This is a genomic window from Vibrio harveyi (genome assembly GCF_030060435.1).
In the GTDB taxonomy this organism is placed as follows: Bacteria; Pseudomonadota; Gammaproteobacteria; order Enterobacterales; family Vibrionaceae; genus Vibrio; species Vibrio harveyi.
In genome coordinates this window covers 62,806-83,410 of the sequence record NZ_CP125877.1, presented here as the reverse complement: position 1 = coordinate 83,410, position 20,605 = coordinate 62,806, and the positions used below count along the sequence as shown (strand labels likewise).

Sequence of the window (20,605 nt, the reverse complement as noted above, 5' to 3'; positions counted from 1 at the left end):
TTGCCCTTAGTAAACTTTTACAGTTGCCAATTCATGAATCAGGGTTGAAGCTTCCATTTTTGCGCGTTGTGTTAAGCGCTTAACGATGTCTTCACTTGGTGAGTAATCAACGAGGTTTGTTTCTTCTATAACATTGCGAGAAATAGAGTGTAGGCTTCCTAAACCATCAATTAACCCAATCTCAAGTGCTTGCTCTCCATTCCAGATCAATCCAGAGAACACTTTTGGATCGGCTTTGAGTCGTTCACCACGGCTCTCTTTTACTCGCTCGATGAACTGCTGGTGGGTTTTCGATAGCACTTCCTTCCAGAAGCTAGTTATCTCTTCTGAAAGAGGGGAGAATGGGTCTAACAAAGCTTTGTTTTCACCAGATGTTATAGCTCGTCTTTCAATACCCAATTTTTCCATGAGCCCGGTAAATCCGAAGCCAGAACTGATGACACCAATAGAGCCAACCATACTTGCTTTGTCCGCATAAATTTTGTCTGCGGCCACGGCGATGTAATAGCCACCAGATGCACCGATATCATCAATTACAGCGATAACTTGTTTTTCTGGGTATTCTGCTTTTTGAGCTTGAATCTCTTCGTATATTCGACCTGCTTGCACAGGGCTTCCACCAGGACTGTTTATTCGTAGAACGACAGCTTTTGCATGGGGATTTTTGAAAGCAGCCTGAATGGAAGGTATTAGATGATCTTCATCTGCAAGTGAACCCGCAGCGATTTCTCCTTTGATATTAATGAATGCAACATGTGGAGTGTCAGCTTTGGATGTCTGCCAAGGTAGTCCTCCTGGATTTGAAGCTACGGTTAGAAATGCAACTATCATAAGGACAAAGCCAAGGGAGCGAATCAACTGAATCCCTCTTCGCCATCTTCTGTCTTTTACCTGTTCCTTATGGAGGGTAAAGACCAGATCTTTAATCATGTCTTTTTCCCATGCTTCTGGTTTATTGTTTTCACTCATGTTTATTCCTTAGTTGTGGTTTGTTTTCGACCTGGGTGAGGTGGAACCAGAAACAGCTCCCATTCTTCCTCGGTTAATTTGTTCTCTTTCGCTAATTCAAGTTTGTCGGCTTGTTTTAACCTCTCTGATAACGTGGATTCCGCTAACCCGAAATTAGTAGCGACTGCCGCAACGGAAGGGTATCCCTTGCCATTTATCACAATTTCAACATCGGCTTTTCGATTAGGGGGAATAGCGTTGAGTACCTTTTCCCAGTCCATATCTGAAAGCTCGTTACATCGTGCCTTTTCCAATAATTCTCGATGTCGAAGTCTCTGGTAGAGAGCCGAGTACGTTAAGTTAGCGGCTTCGGCCAGATGGTTTAACGTGGGGTAGGAATCACCTTTATAGGTGATAGGTTTGTTGGCCGCCTTTGGGCCCTTGTTTGGAGCTGGTGGTTCAGATAAGACTGAGTTCCAGTTCTCATCTGTCATAGTGTTGGTTTGGTAGGCTTTTAACAGCCCTTTATCCCTAATCCTTGAATAGAGAGTCCTTTCTGCTTTACCAGTTTGTTGGGCCAGTTCGGTTAAACTAGCGTAGGGCTTTCCTTTGACGTAAATAGGTGAACTCTTTCTTCGCCTTGCTTTACGTTTTTTAGTCTTTTTTTCTGGGCAAAATGTGCCAGCTTCTCTTTGTTCTATGAAGACAGAGCTAGTTTCTGCGTTGAAGAACTCATCCGCTATTCTATTTTTAAGCTCCGTTGCCCTGGCTATGACGACATCAAGCATTCGATCAACAGCCACAGCATTTGCTGCACTATACGGAACCAGCTTTCCTTCGCGGTTGCGTTTAAGGCTAAGTGCTTCTGCTTCTCGGCAAAGCTCTGTACATTGAATAGCGAAATGTCCGGTATCTTTCATTAGGTATGATGAAATGATGCCGCTCATTTTCCTCGTGAATCTTGAAGTCATATATTGAACATGCCCATCCATCAACTCCTGGCTTTCTATACCAAGCTTTCTGGACAGCTCTTCAATATCTTTTTGTTTATAACGGAAAGCCGAGTGTTTTAAGCTTTGTGCATTACGAATAAGCTCTTGACTCGCGCCATGTCTCTCCAAGTCGGATATTAGGAATGGGGCCAATAGATCCATGCGCACTACACTCCAACTCCAATGACCTTCAAGACAAATAGGCATAGCATTGAATAGAAGGGGGTTAGCAGTAGGGATGCCATGACCATACCGAATACTCGTGCTGGCATTTTTTTAGCGTACATAACCATCCAAGGCATCATTGCACATAAGGCAGCGATCATTGCTCCACCAGCGCCAAGCTCAGGGAAAAGCACTGATTGGATAAGGATAAACAGGCATTGAGCATAGCCAGCTTGATTCAATGGCTTGTTACTAAGGTTTTCTTCACTTTTTTCTGGTGTTTGAGTTCTTTCCACATTTCGCTCCTTACGCCAACTCTGGTTCACCGAAGTATTGACGGTATAAGTCGTGATCATTCGCTAACAGACGCTTGACTGTGCTTTCATCAATCTCATTAATTGCCATGATTAGGATTTGGTCTTTCCCAATCACACTCATATCTACAGTGAACCAAGTGCCTCTGACCGATTTAGCAAGAATTTGTAGGTTCCAAGGCACTTTTATCTCGTTGGCCGCAGTGATGTTTGAAACCTTAACAACCGTTGCATCCTTCCCGAGCCAGCGTTTGTTATCAATGACAAGATCCATATTGTCGAACGCTGATTTGGCTGCTTTTTTGCGGATTTCTATGATGGAGTTTGAGCCTCCATTCTTGGCCGCAAGCCAAAGAACTACCCCTAATGCTGTACAGGCGACGATAGGTTTACCTGCAAGACCAGCAATTACTCCGCCGATAGATATCAGCAACATCATTGCTTTATTGATTCTTGTTAATGGCATAAGCCCTCCTTTGCCATGAGAGTAACGGATAAACAGCAAAAGCTTCTCACGGCAACATGCCCAATAAGGGCAACTGAGAACTCAATGAAACAATCCCTCACACGAACAGGACGTCTTTATTAGTCCTTGCCTAATAGCCTGATATTTGTAGTAGAGAGAGACGACTTTTTTTTCATTCAGTAACTTTGTTCTGATGTAACGAACCTTGTTCTTTCCGTCGGGCTGTGGGACAACCGTTCTAACGTACCCGTAATCGGATACCTCTAAGTTGTATTGATTTTTAAGAATCACTCGGTATACAGATAGCTGGATTACATCCGATTCAAAGATCCTGTTATCTTTCCTTAACTTGGTATCCAGAGGGATAAGGACTTTCTTTTTTGATAAAAAAACCTGATCAACTCTTCCATGCAGAGGTACAGGTAGTGTTGTTGCCACATCTTCTTCACAAAGAAACAGAGTTGCGTTTCTTAACTCTTTTGGCATGTTTTCTTCACTCCACCAGCTGAGCACCTCATGCAAATGCTTTTTCCGCCATAGGTCTACTTTGGCAATTAGAAATGGAGCGACAATCAGTGAAACTAACAACAAGACTATATTCATAAGATACTCTCGATTACTTTATAGTATCATTATATAGTTCTTTAAATATTTGTCACGTAGCCACTTAGAAAGTACTAAGCATTTAGGTTCGGTATGAGGGAAGGGGTAGCGTGAAGGACTTTTAGGGCAGGGAAGAGCCCCGTGTAGAAGGGGCTATTGCAGCTGGTGGAGCACTAGTGAAGCAAAGAGGGGACTTTCACATGTGAAAGTCTACCGTCAGACATCATATCTAAGGTGTCTACATCCAAATTTGAGTCTCTTAGCCCTTTTCCTTCGTAGACGATATCTGGTGTGCAGCTTGATTTAAATACGCCGTGGGGAATATGATCGAAATCCCCAAGCCACATTCTAAGTCTGAGATCAACGATGTAGTCTCCTGGCAATGTAATCCAGCAATGAGGGGTTACTACGTCTCCTGACGACTTTTCTGTTACATAGCCGAACATGCAACAGTGTTCAACGTTGGCTTGTTTCAGAAGATGGCTTACTAGATAAGTCATTCCATCACAGTCAACCTGACAGTCCTCCAACACAAATAGAACTGTTTCTAACTCAGAAAACCATTCCTCATTGATCATTTGAAATTTCCTTTTTATTTATCTCATTCTCAAAAGGGTACGGCTTTCTTCTTTCCGCCAATTCAATGTCTGCTCCGCACTGTTTACATAACCCCTGTTCCTTTGCACAGCTGTCGCAGACTGCATCAGTAGCAGTTGAGCCGAACTGCATTGTTTCTTCGCAAACACCACAAGGTTTTGATGTTATCGCAGCTCCTCCTATTCGTTGAGAACGAGCGTAATAGCAACATAAACACAAATGCATGGACTCTCGTTTTTCCTTTTCGACGTCAGAGGTAATCCTTTCGGCAAGTTGGAGTATGTGCTGGATTTGTTCTTTGGCTCTTTTGTTTCTATATGAAATTGTTGAGCGTGTAATTTGTTCTTTCTGCTGCTGCATGTCTACCTCCTGAAAAAGGCAATCTCCCTAAGCAAAATGCTTGGGGAGAGCTAATTAGTTCTCTGGGTGTATGAACAATAGAGGTTCGCCATTGTCGAGTATATAAGGCGTTTTAACTTTAGATTCACCTACCTGTATGTTCCCAGATGCTACGTAAACATAAGCCCAAGAGGGAAGTTTTCCGCTTACAAGTGAATATATTTTGTCGCTTGGGACATGGCTACCTTTACCTGGAGTAACTCGGAATCGGTTGTAGTAAACACTGTGGTTTGATTCAAAAGCATACGAATCAATTTCATCGACTCCGACAAAGCTAGGGGCCTTTGCTTCGCGGGGCTCAAAGACTTCGGTTGCTATGTAGCAGAGATCTACATTTGTCATGCCTGGTTTGTATATGGGGCAACCGTATTCTTCACTGTGAAAGTAGAACTCTACTTTGCGTTCGGAATTGCCATTTGTTGCTTCATACTCTAATCCCATTTCTTCTAGCGTTGACTCAATGGCCGTTTTCATTTCAAACAAAAGTTTTTCTTGAGCATTTTTGGTGGATGACGCTTCGGACTTTGGCATCCATGCAATTACGCTGTTTCTGGATGCTGTGTCGGGCTGCTCTAAAAGAGAGGTGACAAGCCCCAATCCTAACCCTGATGTTAAATCTAGGTTCGCGCCGAAGGAGGAGGTAAACAAAAGAGAGTTTGTCGCAGCGCTGCCTGCAAATTGCAAAGACTCGTAATTCTCTCTTGGGACGTATTTGTCACTTACATCGTACAATCCACCAGCCTGCGCGATGTTATATGCACGACTGTGTGATTCATCGTATGACACTGGTTGGGAGGTTGACGCACAACCAGTCATTATTACTGACATTATTGACACGCCTAAACCTATTAGTTTTCCATTTATCATTACCTAACTCCTAAGTTGTTTTTAGGTTGCTTTTGTGTTCCTTTAGTGAACAATGCAACTTTACCTTATCTATCAAAACACTACCTTAAAGGCACTTTGCTTTTCTTGACGGCATTCAATCTATTTTTATGCATACCCATCATTCAATCTAAATGTTGTCTTTGGGTTGCTTTTCGATATCTCACGTTGAAAAGCCAAGTCCGTTTTCGGGTTGCCTTTTAAGCTCATTATATGACCTTATAAAGATGATGCAATACACTAATTCACGGCTGGTTAAAGTAAATGTCAGTACGGTCGATTAAAGAAAATCAGTGTCCTATGCTTTTTATTGGACGCTCAGAATTGGCTTGGAGAGCCTTGTATGGAATTTGTCGTTATTACTTTCTTTGGATTAGCTATATCCACGCTGGTGGTGCAATACACTTCTCGGCGTACTAACGGAACAACGCTAAGTTATTCCCAGTCTTTTAAGGTCGTCTTAATTCGCAGTGGAGTGGCTGTGGGGGCTGGTTTTTTGATTGGCAGATTGTTCTCAGTAGCGATTTCAAAAGGCTTTCTGAATAAGGATGTTTTGATAGAACAACCTCTGGTTGTTGCAGGTATAGTTGCGTTTTGCGGCCTAGCTTCGTTCCTGGCATTTCAGTGGGGTTACTCAAAGATTTCCGGCAAACAGGTCTCTCTGTCGTCAGCTCTCAAGTTCGCAGTCAAAGAGATAGGGTACTTTATGTTACTGCTTGCTGGAGTGTTTGTTCTTTCGTTAGCTCTGTTTGGTATTGTGGAGGTTATGGCGAGTAATGGTTCTGAGTTGTCTATCCGGTCTTGATTCGATGCGTGATGTTATTTCGGTGCTCGGAAACATCACCAAACCGGGTTCTAATTCATTGATTAGCCTCTAGTGCTATTTATCTTCTTTGCTTTCACCAAAGCAGTTCCTATGGACCGAAGGAAACACAACTAGGTAGTACCAAGCATTACATAAAGCCTTCGGTATCTTCAAGACATTCATATCTGCATGATTTTTTATGACGTTCATCGTATGGCGATAGTGAGCTGGATACCACGTTTGCAAAGGTAATAAAGCTCGCAATGCTTGAGAATCGGACTTCTGAACTGGCCGCAAGGCAAGTGTACACATTGATTTTCTGGATTAACGCAAGACCAGCAAGTAGTTTCGTTTATTCTAGGACCTGCACTGTTGGAGTATTTAGGTTGCTAATTGGTAGAGCTCCCTAATTTGGTTTTGGGGTAGGTTTGATACTGATTCATAGACATAAGGTGTGATCGGTTAACTGATCGGGTTTGTATGTTAATTGGATTGGTGTGTTCTGGTGCGTCATTTGCGTTTTATCACGCTATGTTCTGGTGCGTCATTATTAAGGCTCTCGTTCGAATTTTACCTGGCAATCATGTTTGGTATCCGATTGGTGATTTGTAGAGGGCAGCGTTGTGTTTGGTGGTGATCACCTAATGGAGGCAAGCTGATAGGCTATAAGTCATTATTTCGACTCTGACATTAAAGCCTTTGCTGTGTCTCAATGCGGCTCTTAACAACGTGCAAATTCTGTGTATCAGTAAGGTTTGTTGTGAGGTGACAAATGATGTTTTTATCCACAGAAAAAGTGGATAAGTTTTGTACGAACGCCAATTGCTCTGTGTCTTGTGAGTGCAAATTATCCTTGCTTAACTTGCGTATAAAGCTACTAGTGATAGCAATCCCATAGCGAACGCACCGCTTAAACATAGTTGCAGCACACGACGGCATTTAACTTGTTTGTCTGTCATAAAGCGCTGTGTGGCGCTCTCATAGGAGAAGTGAGCAAATTCACCTCGCAATGTATCACTGGTTCCGTTAAAAGCGGTAGAGAGCTTTCTAGGCGCTCTCTCGTTGATCCTTTTACTCACTCGTGATCGTTTGATCATTTTTTCACATTTGCCTAATTTTGCCATTTCAGTAGCTGATACAGAATTCATGTTGGTCTCCTTGGTTCATTGTTCTTATAGTTCAACCTTTCGCTTATCAATAAGTTTTTCGTAGTCATTCAGAAGCCTACGGATCTTCATTAGTACATTTGAGCGTTGTCTTAGCACTGCGTAGTATTCTTCGGTCATTTTTATGGACTTGAACTCATCGTCAGTAGCTTTTTTGAATGCTGACAAGTCGTATTGATTGCCTGTCCCTTTCTTGAGGTATGTTGAATACACTTGGGATTTACCCCCCTTTGGATCTGGCTTGAAACGGTTTAAAAACCATTCGGCAGATAGGCTTCTTCCATTCATTCTTGCCCTCGTTCCGAATCGCCATTGATTATTTTCGTCCTCTTCTTCTCTGGCTATTCTGTTTGATGCCCAATGTACGTCTGCTCTTTTCTTTGCTTCAACGATAAGAACTTTCATCTCTTGCTCTAGTGCGGTTTGTATCTCTAGAACAAAGTCTCTTGATATTGCTTCAATGTCATCAAGGTACAGTTCAGATCTTTCATCCTCATTTTTGGGATCTAACAAAAGATCCCAGTCTATATTTGCCTTCTTACTGATTTTATCCGTACTCATTTCTTAGGCTCCTGAGCTGGCTTTAGCGTGGCTAATAGCAAAATTCCTAACCAATTCCTATCCAAATACCTATCTATCTGGAGGATTTAACTCTTTTATCCAGACAGATAAGTACTCTCTTACGATAGCTCGTGAATTAATTTTGTCAACGCTCTATCTATCTGGATAATTGGCTATCAATATCCTAGATATTGCACTCTTTATGATTATGTGTCTGTTTTATCCAGATAGATATAGGATTTCTACTCATAAATATTTCACTATTCACCAGCGAAGTTATTAAAGAGTCTTGAGCAAATGCTTCGACTGTTGCTTTTTTTTCGTTTTTTAATCGAAAAGCAATCTAAACGCCCCTTTTGGGCAATTGTGGAGGCGGTCTTGGTAAATGTAGTGATGTAAATTGTCTCTCATCGGCTGAATTGCATCTAAAAGCCATCTTGTGATTACTTTTTGATTTAATAGGAGTGGGGCATGTTTGTTCTTGGTCTAGATATTGGATACTCAAACTTAAAACTTGCATACGGAGAGAAGGGTGAAGAGCCTAAGGTTGAAGTTCTGCCTGTAGGCGCTGGGCCAGCAGAGCTTATGCCTCAGCAGTTAATGGGAGGCGCGTCTAATTGTATCCTGGTGGACATAGACGGAGAAAAATGGGTCGCTGGGGTAGAGCCAGATCGATTGCAGGGATGGGAAAGAGAGTTACATGGTGATTATCCCTCAACCAAATCGTATAAGGCTTTATTTTTAGCTGGCTTACTTTTGAGCGGACGTTCAGAGATTGATGTTCTTGTAACTGGTCTTCCTGTTGATCAGTTTATGGATAAGTCTAAGAGAGATGCACTTGTTGAACGTCTCACTGGTGAGCATCAAATTTCACCTAAAAGAAAGGTGCTGGTGAAATCAGTTGTAGTGGTGCCTCAGCCTGCCGGAGCGTATATGGATGTGGTTAGTTCTTGCGATGATGAGGAACTGTTAGAAATCATAAATGAAGGTCGGACAGTTGTTATTGACCCTGGGTTTTTTAGTGTTGATTGGGTCGCTCTCGAAGAGGGGGAAGTGCGTTATCAATCTTCTGGTACGTCTCTGAAAGCTATGTCTATGCTTCTACAGGAACTAAATAGACTAATACAAGAGGACTATGGTACGGGACCTGGATTAGAAAAAATCGAAAAAGCTATCCGCTCGAATAAGAAAGAATTGCTTCTACACGGTTCGAAAGTTCCTCTTGGTGAGTACTTCGATAAGGCTGCGTCCAAGGTTGCTCCAAATGCATTAACGCCTATGAAGAAGTCTATGCGTGAAGAAGGTATGGCTGCTGATGCTGTGTTGCTTGCTGGTGGAGGAGCTTCGGCTTACAAAGAAGCTGCAAAAGAACTGTTCCCTCATTCAAAGGTTGTGGTTCCTTCCAACGCAGTGGCATCGAATGCTCGTGGTTTTTGGTTCTGCGGCTAGTTAAGGGGGACGTATGGCTAGTAGTGATTGGGATGGGAAAATTAGTAATTTCAAAGTCTCAGAGCAGGCATTTCCCGAGCTTTATCAAGAGCTATCTCAAATGCATCATAAGGAACGTTGTGACCGTCTTAGATGTTTAGCTATGTTAGGTATGTATGCTCTTAGAGGTGGGGCAATGACTACAGTCCAACACTCTAGCCCTCCACTTGAAGAGCAGGTTGAAGAGAAAAATAATAAGTTAGACAAAGCTAGGAATGGGTTGAAAGGTAAATTGCTGCAAAGTGTATGACGCAGATTGTAAATAGAGCGTTGTTCCAATAGAAAAGGGGTGAGAAATCACCCCTTTTTTTAATCAATGAGCAAATCAAGCATAAGAATAGTTGCTTTCATGGGTGAGCGATTCTTCTTCATTTTTTCCGCTACATGCTTGGTTTTTACAGAAAGGGCAATCCACACTTGTTCTTTGATTAACTGATGTGAAGTAGTTGCACTTGCAGCTATGACAAGTTTCTATCATAGCTTCACCAGAACGCAGCTCTTGGGCTAAACACCACGCATCGGTGATGTCGAGCATCTGCCAACGAGTTCCTTTCATTCCAGGCGTCTCATTTCTAATAGCGCAATACATTTGGTAAGCCACATGGAGTGCATCAATGTTTATTGAACGAAGGGCCGCTTCGCCAGCTATATTGTAATAAAGCTGCATCAATAGAGACGCTTCAATCTTTGATGTATGGCTATGAATCAAAGTTGCACCTCCACGCGCAGTTCTACTCTTCCTGCAAATTTCAAGACCTTCATCTTCTAGCTCTTTGTACATTCTACGTACTTGCTTGTAGGTAAGCCCTGTTTCTACCATGATGATCTTGGTAATGTATCCAGCCAAAGCCATGTTCCTAGCCGATATCCATCGGGCCAAAGAGTTTGAATTACAACTCATTGCCGCCTCCCGTTGTAGTTATAGATTGTTGATGCTTCTTTAAAATAAGGTGTGTAACCCTTTGTTCGTCACTGTCCAGAATTTCTCTCACCAGCTCAGGTGAAAACCTGATCGAAAATGGCATGTCCTGACTACATGCTAAGTTTCTTAGTTGATTATCGGAGGCTTGAGATACGATTTTTGTAAGGTTGACTGAGACCCCGAAAGTTTGCGCTGCAATATTAATGTCTTGCTGTGACACTTTTCCCATAAGCAGCCAATATGCAGCCCCAAATCCAGAGTCAGAAGAAGGCGTCAAACAAATTTGATCGAAGGATTGCTCCAAGTGTGAGATATAAGTTTTTTCTGGCGAGGAAAGCTTAAAAGAAAGGATCACACCTGATGATAAGAGCTCTAATTGATGCTTTGTAGCATCCGCAAGTGCTTCCACTGTTTCCAGTGGAAGAGAAAATTGCTCCGAGACTTCTTGTGGGTGGATTTCTGCTAGGTGCTTCAACAATGTCCATAAAGACAGATCAAATTCGTAAACATTTCTATCAGCCTGGGATTCACTAAGAGAGGCAATATTCATATTGTAAGAACATGAGTAGTCCATCCTAAATGCCCTCAGTATCCAAGTTTCTATAAATGGCAAGGATTCGACTGCCGTAATTTCTTGCTCTAGCTTCATCAGACCAGGTGTAGTAACGACCGATGCCTAGCTCCAAATCTCCAGGAGCGGACGAAATGCACTGGGCTAAGTAACCAGCTCCGACGTCAACGTTTTTAGCAGGGTCCAAGAGCTCATCTGGAGAACTTACTTTATCTCCATGCCAACGTAGATTGATTTGCATCATACCTACGTCAACATTTCTTCCGTGCTGAGCGAGAAGTGCATCGAGTTTTAACTTGGCTGATTCGAGAGAGGTCTCGTAATGAGGACCACCTTTGAGTGTCCTTAATGCCCAAGGCCAAGGGCTAATGTTTCCATCACCTCGACCTGTAGCTGACTCAGCCAACGCAACAGAGTACAAAAGCTTCGCTTCTACACCGTGTTTTATTGCTGCCTTTTCGAATACTGTACCAGTTAAGTCAATCGCGTTTGCTACGCTAGACATCCCGAGCAACGTAATTGCTATAAACTTCTTGACCCTTGCCATATATGAAAACCCTTATTTTCCTAGCCAGTCCTTCGGGGTGATCCCTTAAACTTTCAATTTTTCTTTTGGTAATCCGTCTTCGTATCTTTCCGGCCATATCTCAGTAGGCTTTTTGTTTAACGCTTGTGCGATAACGTACTCCCAGCGCGGGGACGGTTCGTACAAAGTGTTAGAAAGTACTTGTCGAGATGTTTTGTGCTCCCTTGCCAGGGATGCCAGGGATTTCCCTTGTATCTTTAACTGATACTTTATCCAACTGCGTTTCTGTTCTTCGTTTTGGGGAATTTCGCTATTCAAATACATCCTTTGTCTCTCTATTACCAAACTCTTTTTAAAGTTGCTTTCTTGTCGTTTGTTGACATTTCTTGACGTATTATGACCTTATTTATAGGATCATAAAGTGAGCCTGTCAACAGAAAAAAACTTTAAAAATAGTTTTATCTTGCGTGGTAGCGTTTTTTGCAGTAAGCGAATTGAAATTTGAAGTTTAATTTTTATGCAGGTGCTTTTGACCTGCTAGAATTTTATGCCCAGTTGGGTTGGAGTCATGGGCTATAGGCGTACCATTCGGGGGAGTGGTACGAAGAGGCAGAGTACCAAAAAGGAATGTACTCTACGTGTGTGTAGTAAGCTAAATAAGGTTTAGGAACCGAGCGGGCGCTGGTTTCTAATAAATTCACAACTAACCCTAAGGGTGATTCTTATTAATACTCTGACTTGCAGATGGGATCAGATGCAATTGCAACCATTACATTTGACCGAATAGGGTGCATTTTAACCACTAATAAAATTCTAATCAACTGATTTCACAAATGGTTCTTTATTATATTTAGCGTATTCATCACATTTTTGCTGAGTGAAAGTCACATTTTTCATATTTTTCTATATGAAGATGGCGTTATAGGCACTTTCACATGTGAAAGTGAGTAGTAGAAGACGGATTCATGGTTGCATTATTTGATTCTGTGTTATATTGGTATTATGAAATTCGTTGAGGGTAAGAGCATGAAGCATGTCATTAATATTATCGGTTTGTTTCTGTTGCTGCTGGGGTTTGTTATGGCAGCGGATACTGCTTGGGGATGGGCTTTGATGTCTGTTCCTGTAATGTACTGGACGTTGGGGTTTGTGTTATTGGTTCATAAAAGTCCATTTGCAGCGATTGTTTTCTGGTCTGCTGTCGCATACATACAGTGGCAAGTAGCATTGGTAGCAATGATGGCTTTTATTCTTTTCGTTGGGATGCGCGCTGTTTATTCTGGTGGTGTTAATAAAATAGGAGCTGGGAGATGCGCAAAGAAAAAACGACACAATCCCGCTACAGGTTTGCCAATGATGGGCCACAAAGGTATGGATGTAGATTCAAATGGTAATCCTTTTAATACCTTCTAAATAAAAAGGAGCACTTGGTGCTCCTTTTGGATTCGGGTGAAAGGGAAGAATTAATCGAATTGCTGATTTGTAATGTTGTAGCCACGAACGGCAGTAAGATAACTTCCTGATCTATCTCCAGCGTCACCTGCATTTTGTAAAACATTCACAAGTTGGTCTGTAAACTCTTGGTTTTGTTGAGATAAAACAGGGCTACCATCTTCATTCATCATTACTGAACCATTAGCATCAGTTTCAGCATACTGCATTTTTAAGTTGTTAACAGCTTGACTCATTCTATCTTGGTTAGTATCAAAAGATTCAGCATAAACAGCCGCTTGTTCGTTTGTTAAACCGTATCTCGATGTCCCGAGCTCAGCCATAGTTTGCTTGAATTCATCTCCATATTGTTCCATGAAATTAGCTGCTGCACTACCGCCAGCTTCCGCTGCCGACGCTGCCGCTGCTGCGTAGAATGCCCCTCGTTGTTCTAAGCTCATTCCTTTCGCTGCTTCTGAGAGATCCGACTCTCCCGTTAACCACTCTTTGGCTGCGTTGTAACCGCTAGCTGCTGCGCCAATAACATTACGACCTAATTTTGCCGCTGCAACTGCCATTTCTCCGCCAAAGCCGTACTCTTCGGATATATAGTCGTCACCACGTTGAGTTGCTTCGATAAACTGGTCCCTTTGTTCTGGTGTCATGGTTCGCAACTGATCCATTGCATTTGAAAAATCGCTCGCTGTCGCCTGTCCACCAGCTACAGCTGCACCACCAACTTGCTCAGCTCTTCGAGCCAACCAGTCTCCAGTATTGTCTACTGCCCCCCAAGTGGAAGCGCTCCATGACATATCTGGCAAAGCATTGAGCATATTATTTCTTGCTTTTTGCTCTTCTGGGCTAGAAACAGCTCGGTTGGTCTGATTTGCAAGATTGCCTAATTGTTGGAGGTTTGCATCATGTTCGCCAGTTACCGGAGTAACAGGAGGTGTTGGTGGCGTTTCTGTTACCGGAGCTGTGCCAGACGTACTGATTGTGTTCTCCCTAAAATTGGAAGGTAAAACAGGACCGCTTCCAACGTTGCTGCCAACTGTCTGCCCTAAATTCTCTGGTACAGTTGGAGGAGTGAGGCCGCTGTACTGTAGAGGGTCGCTTTCAAATCCGCTATTTCTCCCGGTAGCTAAGTTGATGGCACTAACAGCAGCTTGGAAGCCTCCAACTTGTTGCCCTGGCTGATAGTTGTTGGTATTTGTCATAGCTGTAAGTCTAGCTGCCGCTTTAGCTACGCCTGGGTCCATGCCATAACCACGATATCTTTGTTCAAGATTTGCCGCTTCTTTTCGAACTGAGTCCGGTGCATTTTGAAAATGTTGGTTGAGGTAATCCATTGCTTCTGGCGAGCGAGCGACTTCGCCACCCAATGTTTTAAAGTCGCTATTTGTCATCGAGCCCATAGAGTTTTGCAATTGATCCATTGTTGTATATGCATTAGTGGCAGAAACAAGCTCTTGTGCAGACTTAGATAGATTTTGAGATAAATTATCACCCCATGACTGTTTAAAGGATTCGCCACCTTGTCTATTTATGCCATGAGCTAATTGATTGGTAAGTGCCTGAGAATCAGTCTTCCCCCATGAAACATTTTTCATGAATTGCGATACATCACTGGCAGACCATGTTGACGTATCTGTTGCAGACGATTCTGTTTTTCCCTGGGCTTGAGCAGTTAGACCAACGATATCACCACCACCGCCTTTGGCTCCATCCTCTTGAGAAGGTATAGTTGCCAAACCAGTTCCTTTGGAGGGACCTTTAACTGCATTTTTTACTGCTGCACGAGCGGTGCCCATCAGTGGCATTACCATTGCCGCAGCTTCTTTTACATCTAAAGAGCCTGTAGCCTGCATTGCGAACGCGCCTTTTACAGCATCGGCATGTTGATCATCAACTTGAAACTTATCCATGAAGCTTTTAGCTTGTTGATTAACCAACTGGCTTTGTTGAGTGTTTTGTGAACCGATTGTTCGGCCTATGCTAGAAAGACGGGAGTATGCTTGGTCTTGTGATACGCCATGAGAAAAACCTCGGCCAAGGGTGTCTGAGAATGCTTCTGACTTCTGGCTTTGTACTGCCCTTGCTGAGCTAACCCCGCTTCCAATAGATGAGCCAAGAGAAAATGAACTGATCATGCTTTCCGCTCCTGTTGCCATCGTCCCACTAAATTGGTTGTGGTTATATGCAGGTTGACTGTTCATTACTGGGCCTTGATTCAAAGCGTCAGGCGACTGAATTTTCTCATTGACATGATCAGAACCGTTAACTCTGTTAGCAAGACTGGTAAATGCGTATGTTGATCCTGTCACTATGAACAGTGAAATAATAGGAGTGGCTGCTGCTAACATTCCCCCCGTAGCGATCCAGTTCTGTAGAATGTCTCCTGTTGAGGATAATGCATACATTGAGTTTAAGCCTGGTGTAGATAGACTTGCCATTTCATTAGTCGCTGCTGTGTGAATGAATAGGTTTGTTATAGATAGAACTGGCATCCATAGCTGTATCCAGAGAACCGTTTGGAAGTATTTTCCTGCCAACGTCATTCCCATTGAACCCATAACGATGATAAAGCCCATTATAGGAGTTATCGCGTAAACAAAACCTTCAAAGAACGTTAACATCGGTCTGACGACTGACATGAACATAGATTGCTCTGCTGCCCATTGAGTGTTTCGCTGTTGAATCGCTTGGTTAATCATCAATGCAGAACCATAGTCTTGAAGGTCCTGGTATCGTCCGGCAGCTGCTTCATAATACAAAGGCTCTAGTAGAGCGACTTTTGTATATTCTACTGCTGAGGTGGAAATTGCTCCTACTGCTTGTAATGAGTCAGCTATCTTTGTTAGAGCATTTACACCTGTATAGGTAGGATCTACACCAAGTAGATTGTTTAAAGCGTTATTTACATTGGACCCACTTAGGTTATTTAATGCCCCAACAATACCAACCCCCTCAGCTGTAGACCATGCTTCACTACAAGTAAAATCACCACCATCGGGATTCGATGCGTTTAGATATACACGAGTTCCGTATAGTGAAGAATTGAATTGTAAGGCTTGATCTAAAGGGAGTGTTAGAAGCTCATCTAAGCTCATCAGGTTGAGATCTACTTTTGTTAGCGTACATTCTCTAATGTAATTAGAAACTGAGCGACGAACATCAACATAGCCACCACCTTGCTCTTGGTTTAGGGCTGTAAAAATAGCGCTATCGTACACACCGCGTCTTACATCATTCAGTAGCTTGAGTGTTTCAGAAAAGTGAGTTTCAGTAACATTGGGTACGATAATGCCGTAACCAGTCTCAAATAATTTTGTTAGGGTGTAGCCAACATTCGATATAACACCTCCGGCAAAGCCTATGCCAATCGGCACGTTTGCCACAGGACGAACTTGCCCGGTGTAAGCATCTTCAATCTTGACTAATGAAGTCGGTACGAAGAAGCAGGCGTATAGTAGCCACCCCATAAAAATTTGCTGAATATTGATCTGTTTTGCCCCTTGGAAAACAGATTGAACGGTTATCATCACTACACCAATAAGCAACCCAACACTGACCATCTTGGTGAAGTCATTGGTCCCCGTGATCATGGCTACAGCAATTAATATCTGCTCAAGAAATGCTGAGTCGCCAATGGAGTAAATAGTAAATTCAGGCATGAAGTTTTACTCCTTTGTTCTTGGTGCTTTAGTTAGCGTCGATAACATATATTTTTGCTTTCGAACGTTATTTAGGAGGTTGTTGTACTTTTCGATTTGAGAAGAGAGATCTCCATATTGAGCTGTAAGAATTGAGTATTCGGCTCTCATGTTGGCTTGAGATTCACGTAATACTTCCAACGCTTGCTGTTTATAAGGACTATCACTGTTTGATATAGCAATAAATGCAGCTCTGAAAAGCTCATTGGTAAATGAATACATCATTGCTAGAGAAATCGCTCCAGACGACTCTGAGGCAAATAGCATTGCAGAGTCTTTAGATAGAACAGAAAGATTTCGGATGATTGCACCTATACCAACAGGTAAGCTAGCTAAAAAGTTTTGCTCGCTAGTTGATAGTGTTCCAGCATTACTAGCAAACTTGAAAATAATACCTGTAGATGTACTTGAACCAATAAGCATATCTTCAATTTGGCTCTTTATGCCTGTGATGTTGACGGTTTTAACACCGCCACCAGTTGCCCCAGCGCTTAGGCAATTTTCAGTATCTGAACCACATGAGTATATTTCAACGTTACTACCAGTGATTAGATCTGAAATTTGGATTTTATTGCCAGGTAAAGTGGTGATTGGTGTCGTTTTTTCCGTAATACTTGCGTGTGAATCATTAACAATATCACCGATTATTACTGTTCCCGTCACAGACATTATGGCTTCTAGTAATGTGTTGTCTCCGTATGTGAACCATGCGTTTGCATTATTTTTCTTCAATTGCTTCCAGATGATATTACCAATCATTTTCTTGTACTCATCTGGGTTGTTTGATTTCAATTGTTCGAGTGGTGTAGAACCGCCTTGCTCTTGCTTAGATGAGAATACATCGTCAAACAGACCCGTTGTGGTAGCTGTAATGGAAGCGTCAGTTTTGTGTTTAACATCGAATGAAGAGGTAGCGTCATTTACGATACCTTGTGCTAGTTGACAAGAATTACCCAAATATTGGTTTAATTGTTGTATTTTCTTTTGGAAGTTTTCTATCCATTTTGCACCATCAGGAAAGACGTTATCCAATGCTAATTGGAATGCATATCCCTTTGCATTTGCAGCTACCGAACGCAGCAAAGTGACGATTTGTTCTGCGTTAACAAAGCTCAATGAGCCCCCAAATAGGTCAACACCACCACAACCAGCTTTCCATGATGGAGGTGTGAATGACACTAGGTTTTCATTAAATATGCGTGTTTTCGTGGTGTATCGACCACCAGCCAGAACCCCTCGACGCTGTGTTTCAAATACACCTGGTTGAGTGACATTGCTCATTTCATTGAAAAGGGCGTCCATTTCAGACTTTAAGCCGTTAGCTGTAGATATACTCGGTACTGTCCACAGAACGGATGCTACGCAAATAGCGAGAGCTTTCTTCCGCAGCTTGTTCTTTCTGAACATCTTATTTCTCCTTAATTTTTTCGCGGATGAAGTCCATCAATTGTTCCGGCGGGATATAGTTCCCTTTATCATCCGTCATGATTTCTTCTAAGGAAGCCTCACCTGTTTTATCGGTAAGAATTTCCGCAATGTTGTTGTCGGTATTAACCAGTGCTCTTGTTTTGTTGAATTCGTCATCACTGATCCAACCTGCTCGGCGAGCAGTAACTAGAATTCGATTGGCTGTATCTGGAAGTGACATTACCCCTTGCCCAACAGGAGCAAAACTCCCATCTGGTGAAGCTAAGAATAAAGCTGGGTAGGTGACGACACCTAGCTGTTCGGCATGGCCGTTATCTACTTTGAACTCGGGGAAAATGTTTCCTGGGAAAGGGGTGCCGTCAGAAGATACTGCCACGACAGTAAATCCATATCCTTGCTCAAGCATTTTGACTATTGGAGCCTGTATTTCGCACATTTCGCAGTTTGGCTGGTAGAAGAAAAATAGACCCACACGACTTGCTACAGTCCCAAGTAATGTCTGCCTTTCCTTCCCAGCCTTACTATCTACTTGCTGAGATGCGAATGTGGCATAAGGTCTTCTGGACACTTCATCAAGATAAGGATCACCTAAAATAGCCAGTTCATATGCATCTTGCGCTTGTTCTGAACGATCCATTGCGAACCGCTGCATGTAAGCAAAAGCTTTAGCGTTCTCAATGGTTGGGTTATCCCACCAAGCATCTTTGTATTTAGGTAAGTTCTCTCTAAACCACGCAGCAGAAAAATATTCAGGTCCTTCACTCTGGGCCATCTGTTCTTGCTCAGGAGGAGGTGGGGGAGGTTGTACTGCTACTGGCTTAGGTTTAGGTACTTCTTTTTCTTCTGGCTCGACTTCATAGAAAAACCATCCTTCCGCCTTTCTATCGTAAAAGCCGGGCCTACTGTCTTCTGCTACGGAGATATTTGGCATTGAGGCTATCAATGCCAGCGCTAAAGTAGCTTTCTTTAAAGTCTTGTTGTTCATGTCACCACACATATTTTCCCATTCAGGCATATGGTAACGGGGGGGAGGATTAAGGAATGCATCTGAAACCTCCCATTTAGGGCAATTAGGGGAGGTTTTATTGTTGTATTTTTGGTCGATTAGGCTGTTTTTATGTGTTCTGACTGATTGTTAGTTGCTTCTTCCTGCTGAATCTTTTCAAGTTGACGCTTATGGGTGATGTACCTGATCACCATTTCCACTGAAGCGTTAAGCGCAAGTGCTCGCATGGCTCTCGTGCTTGCAACGTACAGTAGGTTGATCTCATCATCCCGTGCCTCAGGTTCTAGCTCGGGGTCCAAAACGTCAGGGAAGTCATCAAATAGTTGAACATAATCCCACTCCAGTCCCTTTGCTCTATGGCTGGTAGACACAGTGACATTTGCAACCAATTCGTCTTTTACGGTGTTAAGGCGTAATATCGCAAGATGTTCAGGAAGATCTTCGTAGGCTTCGATAATTGCCATCGCTCTAAACATCTCGTTGTCTTGAGTCGCACGAGCTATCTCGGTGAACTCTTGATAGTCCTCATAATCATTAAGTATCTGCTTGTTTTTGACACGTTCTCTTTCTTCTCGTGAGAACCAAAAGATATCTTCCAGATAGTCGATTTGGTAAGAATCTATACCACCAGCCCAAAAAACTTTATGTCCCGCGCCTGTGTAGCCCAAAGCAGTTTGAATAACTCCCATTACCGTGCGGTGTAACACAGCATGATGTCCGATATTTTGAGGTAGCATCATAAGAACCTGATCTTTAGCTCCGCGCCCAATTACCGGCTTGGTCTCTCCTTTAAGTTCGAGAAGGGCATTGGCAACCATCGCTACATTAGGTCCAAATCGGAAACTATGTGTGAGGTAGAGTTGATCTGCGTTCGAGAAGCGGGGGTTATTCATCGCATCATTTGCACCTCTGAAACGATAGATTTGCTGGTGGACGTCTCCAACAAGAATAGTCCTTGAGCGCTGCCTAATTACAATGTCACTAGTTACTGGGTTTGCGTCCTGTGCTTCATCAAAGAGGATTACCTGGTATCTCAATGATAGATTGGGGTGAGATAATTGGTACAGCTTTAAGTATCCATCATGAACCATAGGGAAAGGATCTTGAGGCTCACACATTCTCTTCCAAATATCTTCTGCACTTTGAACGACTTCTATTACGTATCTCTCTTGCTTTGTTGTTAGTAGTAAGCCAGTATCAGCTCTTTCGAAATGGTCATATAGAATATGGTCATCTGCGCTGCACATAAATGCATTTAGCGTATCCAGGCAGTCTCTTGCAAGAGTCCAATTTTTAGTGTTTAACGCTTGTGCTATATCGGTAAGGCGAATGTTCCCCACTAATTTGTGCGCAAACATACGTCCAACAGATGCGAATGCTAGTTGATGAGAGGTTTTGCACGTAACATTTCGGGGAAACTTTTCCGCTGCTTCATCTCTTATCGCTCGGTTGTACGCGATATACAGCATTCTTAGCCGAGGGTTAGCAAGAGCATATTTGATGAGGGTTGTTGTCTTTCCCGTGCCAGCATAGGCCCTAACTATCAGTTGGTTTCCTTGATAGTTGGTGATTCGGGCTTGCTCTGGGGTATCAGGTGGTAATGTTTTGTTCATCGCGTG

The 20,605-nt window shown here is 42.8% G+C and carries 21 protein-coding genes; 4 read left to right on the top strand and 17 right to left on the bottom strand.

All coding sequences use genetic code 11. The annotated features are described in order from the left end of the window. Positions 1 to 6: 6 nt before the first annotated feature. The 7 genes from sppA to QMY49_RS26795 form a co-directional block, all read right to left on the bottom strand. Entirely contained in the window at positions 7 to 969 is a 963-nt protein-coding gene (gene sppA, locus QMY49_RS26825; protein ID WP_014386852.1) for a signal peptide peptidase SppA, read from the bottom strand. 2 nt (positions 970 to 971) lie between these two features. Next, entirely contained in the window at positions 972 to 2,102 is a 1,131-nt protein-coding gene (locus QMY49_RS26820) for a hypothetical protein (protein WP_014386851.1), read from the bottom strand. Between the two features lie 5 nt (positions 2,103 to 2,107). Continuing rightward, on the bottom strand, positions 2,108 to 2,401 hold the full coding sequence (locus QMY49_RS26815; protein ID WP_014386850.1) for a hypothetical protein: 294 nt from the start codon (positions 2,399 to 2,401) through the stop codon (positions 2,108 to 2,110). Positions 2,402 to 2,411: 10 nt separating this feature from the next. Then, on the bottom strand, positions 2,412 to 2,885 hold the full coding sequence (locus QMY49_RS26810; protein WP_014386849.1) for a hypothetical protein: 474 nt from the start codon (positions 2,883 to 2,885) through the stop codon (positions 2,412 to 2,414). A gap of 776 nt (positions 2,886 to 3,661) precedes the next feature. Next, positions 3,662 to 4,066, bottom strand: a complete 405-nt coding sequence (locus tag QMY49_RS26805) for a hypothetical protein (RefSeq protein WP_014386847.1) — start codon at positions 4,064 to 4,066, stop codon at positions 3,662 to 3,664. Beyond that, positions 4,056 to 4,445 (bottom strand): hypothetical protein, encoded by a 390-nt coding sequence (locus QMY49_RS26800; RefSeq protein WP_053309118.1) that lies wholly within the window; start codon positions 4,443 to 4,445, stop codon positions 4,056 to 4,058. The genes QMY49_RS26805 and QMY49_RS26800 overlap by 11 nt, the downstream gene beginning before the upstream one ends. Before the next feature lie 54 nt (positions 4,446 to 4,499). Continuing rightward, positions 4,500 to 5,351 (bottom strand): hypothetical protein, encoded by an 852-nt coding sequence (locus QMY49_RS26795; protein ID WP_041154789.1) that lies wholly within the window; start codon positions 5,349 to 5,351, stop codon positions 4,500 to 4,502. Between the two features lie 361 nt (positions 5,352 to 5,712). On the opposite strand from QMY49_RS26795, the gene QMY49_RS26790 reads away from it, so the two are divergent. Next, entirely contained in the window at positions 5,713 to 6,174 is a 462-nt protein-coding gene (locus QMY49_RS26790; RefSeq protein WP_181388111.1) for a hypothetical protein, read from the top strand. 857 nt (positions 6,175 to 7,031) lie between these two features. Here QMY49_RS26790 and QMY49_RS26785 read toward each other — a convergent pair. Then, the gene (locus QMY49_RS26785; protein WP_283317035.1) at positions 7,032 to 7,322 is read right to left on the bottom strand and encodes a hypothetical protein; all 291 of its coding nucleotides are present in this window, start codon (positions 7,320 to 7,322) and stop codon (positions 7,032 to 7,034) included. 24 nt (positions 7,323 to 7,346) lie between these two features. Continuing rightward, a complete protein-coding gene (mobI, locus tag QMY49_RS26780; RefSeq protein ID WP_046224254.1) occupies positions 7,347 to 7,901 on the bottom strand; it encodes a conjugative transfer protein MobI(A/C) in 555 nt (184 codons plus the stop codon). A 471-nt stretch (positions 7,902 to 8,372) separates the two neighbouring features. Between mobI and QMY49_RS26775 the strand changes: the two genes are divergently transcribed. Both QMY49_RS26775 and QMY49_RS26770 read left to right on the top strand, forming a co-directional pair. Further along, positions 8,373 to 9,350 (top strand): ParM/StbA family protein, encoded by a 978-nt coding sequence (locus QMY49_RS26775; RefSeq protein WP_017086038.1) that lies wholly within the window; start codon positions 8,373 to 8,375, stop codon positions 9,348 to 9,350. 13 nt (positions 9,351 to 9,363) lie between these two features. Beyond that, positions 9,364 to 9,639: a hypothetical protein gene (locus tag QMY49_RS26770; protein ID WP_041154791.1), complete on the top strand. Its 276-nt coding sequence runs from the start codon at positions 9,364 to 9,366 to the stop codon at positions 9,637 to 9,639. A 75-nt stretch (positions 9,640 to 9,714) separates the two neighbouring features. Here QMY49_RS26770 and QMY49_RS26765 read toward each other — a convergent pair whose 3' ends face one another. From QMY49_RS26765 to QMY49_RS26750, 4 genes are all read right to left on the bottom strand, one after another. After that, a complete protein-coding gene (locus QMY49_RS26765; RefSeq protein WP_014386839.1) occupies positions 9,715 to 10,290 on the bottom strand; it encodes a FlhC family transcriptional regulator in 576 nt (191 codons plus the stop codon). Further along, positions 10,280 to 10,885, bottom strand: coding sequence for a hypothetical protein (locus QMY49_RS26760; RefSeq protein ID WP_283317031.1), 606 nt, complete (start codon positions 10,883 to 10,885; stop codon positions 10,280 to 10,282). Before QMY49_RS26760 ends, QMY49_RS26765 begins: the two co-directional genes overlap by 11 nt. Before the next feature lies 1 nt (position 10,886). Next, the gene (locus tag QMY49_RS26755; protein WP_234352464.1) at positions 10,887 to 11,387 is read right to left on the bottom strand and encodes a transglycosylase SLT domain-containing protein; all 501 of its coding nucleotides are present in this window, start codon (positions 11,385 to 11,387) and stop codon (positions 10,887 to 10,889) included. 87 nt (positions 11,388 to 11,474) lie between these two features. After that, positions 11,475 to 11,732 carry a helix-turn-helix domain-containing protein gene (locus QMY49_RS26750; RefSeq protein ID WP_032073043.1) on the bottom strand — a complete coding sequence of 86 codons (258 nt, stop codon included), beginning with the start codon at positions 11,730 to 11,732 and terminating at the stop codon, positions 11,475 to 11,477. A 702-nt stretch (positions 11,733 to 12,434) separates the two neighbouring features. Here QMY49_RS26750 and QMY49_RS26745 point away from each other — a divergent pair. Next, positions 12,435 to 12,821 (top strand): hypothetical protein, encoded by a 387-nt coding sequence (locus QMY49_RS26745; protein ID WP_130268185.1) that lies wholly within the window; start codon positions 12,435 to 12,437, stop codon positions 12,819 to 12,821. A 50-nt stretch (positions 12,822 to 12,871) separates the two neighbouring features. Here QMY49_RS26745 and QMY49_RS26740 read toward each other — a convergent pair whose 3' ends face one another. The 4 genes from QMY49_RS26740 to QMY49_RS26725 form a co-directional block, all read right to left on the bottom strand. Continuing rightward, positions 12,872 to 16,513 carry a conjugal transfer protein TraG N-terminal domain-containing protein gene (locus tag QMY49_RS26740; protein ID WP_283317030.1) on the bottom strand — a complete coding sequence of 1,214 codons (3,642 nt, stop codon included), beginning with the start codon at positions 16,511 to 16,513 and terminating at the stop codon, positions 12,872 to 12,874. A gap of 6 nt (positions 16,514 to 16,519) precedes the next feature. Beyond that, positions 16,520 to 17,959: a conjugal transfer protein TraH gene (locus QMY49_RS26735; RefSeq protein ID WP_014386833.1), complete on the bottom strand. Its 1,440-nt coding sequence runs from the start codon at positions 17,957 to 17,959 to the stop codon at positions 16,520 to 16,522. A gap of 1 nt (position 17,960) precedes the next feature. After that, complete coding sequence (gene traF / locus QMY49_RS26730) at positions 17,961 to 18,965, bottom strand: conjugal transfer protein TraF (RefSeq protein ID WP_220769851.1); 1,005 nt, start codon at positions 18,963 to 18,965, stop codon at positions 17,961 to 17,963. A 119-nt stretch (positions 18,966 to 19,084) separates the two neighbouring features. Next, positions 19,085 to 20,599, bottom strand: a complete 1,515-nt coding sequence (locus QMY49_RS26725; protein WP_283317029.1) for a UvrD-helicase domain-containing protein — start codon at positions 20,597 to 20,599, stop codon at positions 19,085 to 19,087. Positions 20,600 to 20,605: the final 6 nt, after the last annotated feature.

Bases quoted from the DNA above. Each gene is read 5' to 3' on its own strand.
- mobI (WP_046224254.1), bottom strand. From the start codon at position 7,901: ATGAGTACGGATAAAATCAGTAAGAAGGCAAATATAGACTGGGATCTT.
- sppA (WP_014386852.1), bottom strand. From the start codon at position 969: ATGAGTGAAAACAATAAACCAGAAGCATGGGAAAAAGACATGATTAAA.
- traF (WP_220769851.1), bottom strand. From the start codon at position 18,965: ATGAACAACAAGACTTTAAAGAAAGCTACTTTAGCGCTGGCATTGATA.
- QMY49_RS26810 (WP_014386849.1), bottom strand. From the start codon at position 2,885: ATGCCATTAACAAGAATCAATAAAGCAATGATGTTGCTGATATCTATC.
- QMY49_RS26760 (WP_283317031.1), bottom strand. From the start codon at position 10,885: ATGGACTACTCATGTTCTTACAATATGAATATTGCCTCTCTTAGTGAA.
- QMY49_RS26750 (WP_032073043.1), bottom strand. From the start codon at position 11,732: ATGTATTTGAATAGCGAAATTCCCCAAAACGAAGAACAGAAACGCAGT.
- QMY49_RS26785 (WP_283317035.1), bottom strand. From the start codon at position 7,322: ATGAATTCTGTATCAGCTACTGAAATGGCAAAATTAGGCAAATGTGAA.
- QMY49_RS26820 (WP_014386851.1), bottom strand. From the start codon at position 2,102: ATGGATCTATTGGCCCCATTCCTAATATCCGACTTGGAGAGACATGGC.
- QMY49_RS26800 (WP_053309118.1), bottom strand. From the start codon at position 4,445: ATGCAGCAGCAGAAAGAACAAATTACACGCTCAACAATTTCATATAGA.
- QMY49_RS26735 (WP_014386833.1), bottom strand. From the start codon at position 17,959: ATGTTCAGAAAGAACAAGCTGCGGAAGAAAGCTCTCGCTATTTGCGTA.
- QMY49_RS26725 (WP_283317029.1), bottom strand. From the start codon at position 20,599: ATGAACAAAACATTACCACCTGATACCCCAGAGCAAGCCCGAATCACC.
- QMY49_RS26745 (WP_130268185.1), top strand. From the start codon at position 12,435: ATGAAGCATGTCATTAATATTATCGGTTTGTTTCTGTTGCTGCTGGGG.
- QMY49_RS26765 (WP_014386839.1), bottom strand. From the start codon at position 10,290: ATGAGTTGTAATTCAAACTCTTTGGCCCGATGGATATCGGCTAGGAAC.
- QMY49_RS26795 (WP_041154789.1), bottom strand. From the start codon at position 5,351: ATGATAAATGGAAAACTAATAGGTTTAGGCGTGTCAATAATGTCAGTA.
- QMY49_RS26775 (WP_017086038.1), top strand. From the start codon at position 8,373: ATGTTTGTTCTTGGTCTAGATATTGGATACTCAAACTTAAAACTTGCA.
- QMY49_RS26755 (WP_234352464.1), bottom strand. From the start codon at position 11,387: ATGTCTAGCGTAGCAAACGCGATTGACTTAACTGGTACAGTATTCGAA.
- QMY49_RS26790 (WP_181388111.1), top strand. From the start codon at position 5,713: ATGGAATTTGTCGTTATTACTTTCTTTGGATTAGCTATATCCACGCTG.
- QMY49_RS26805 (WP_014386847.1), bottom strand. From the start codon at position 4,066: ATGATCAATGAGGAATGGTTTTCTGAGTTAGAAACAGTTCTATTTGTG.
- QMY49_RS26740 (WP_283317030.1), bottom strand. From the start codon at position 16,513: ATGCCTGAATTTACTATTTACTCCATTGGCGACTCAGCATTTCTTGAG.
- QMY49_RS26770 (WP_041154791.1), top strand. From the start codon at position 9,364: ATGGCTAGTAGTGATTGGGATGGGAAAATTAGTAATTTCAAAGTCTCA.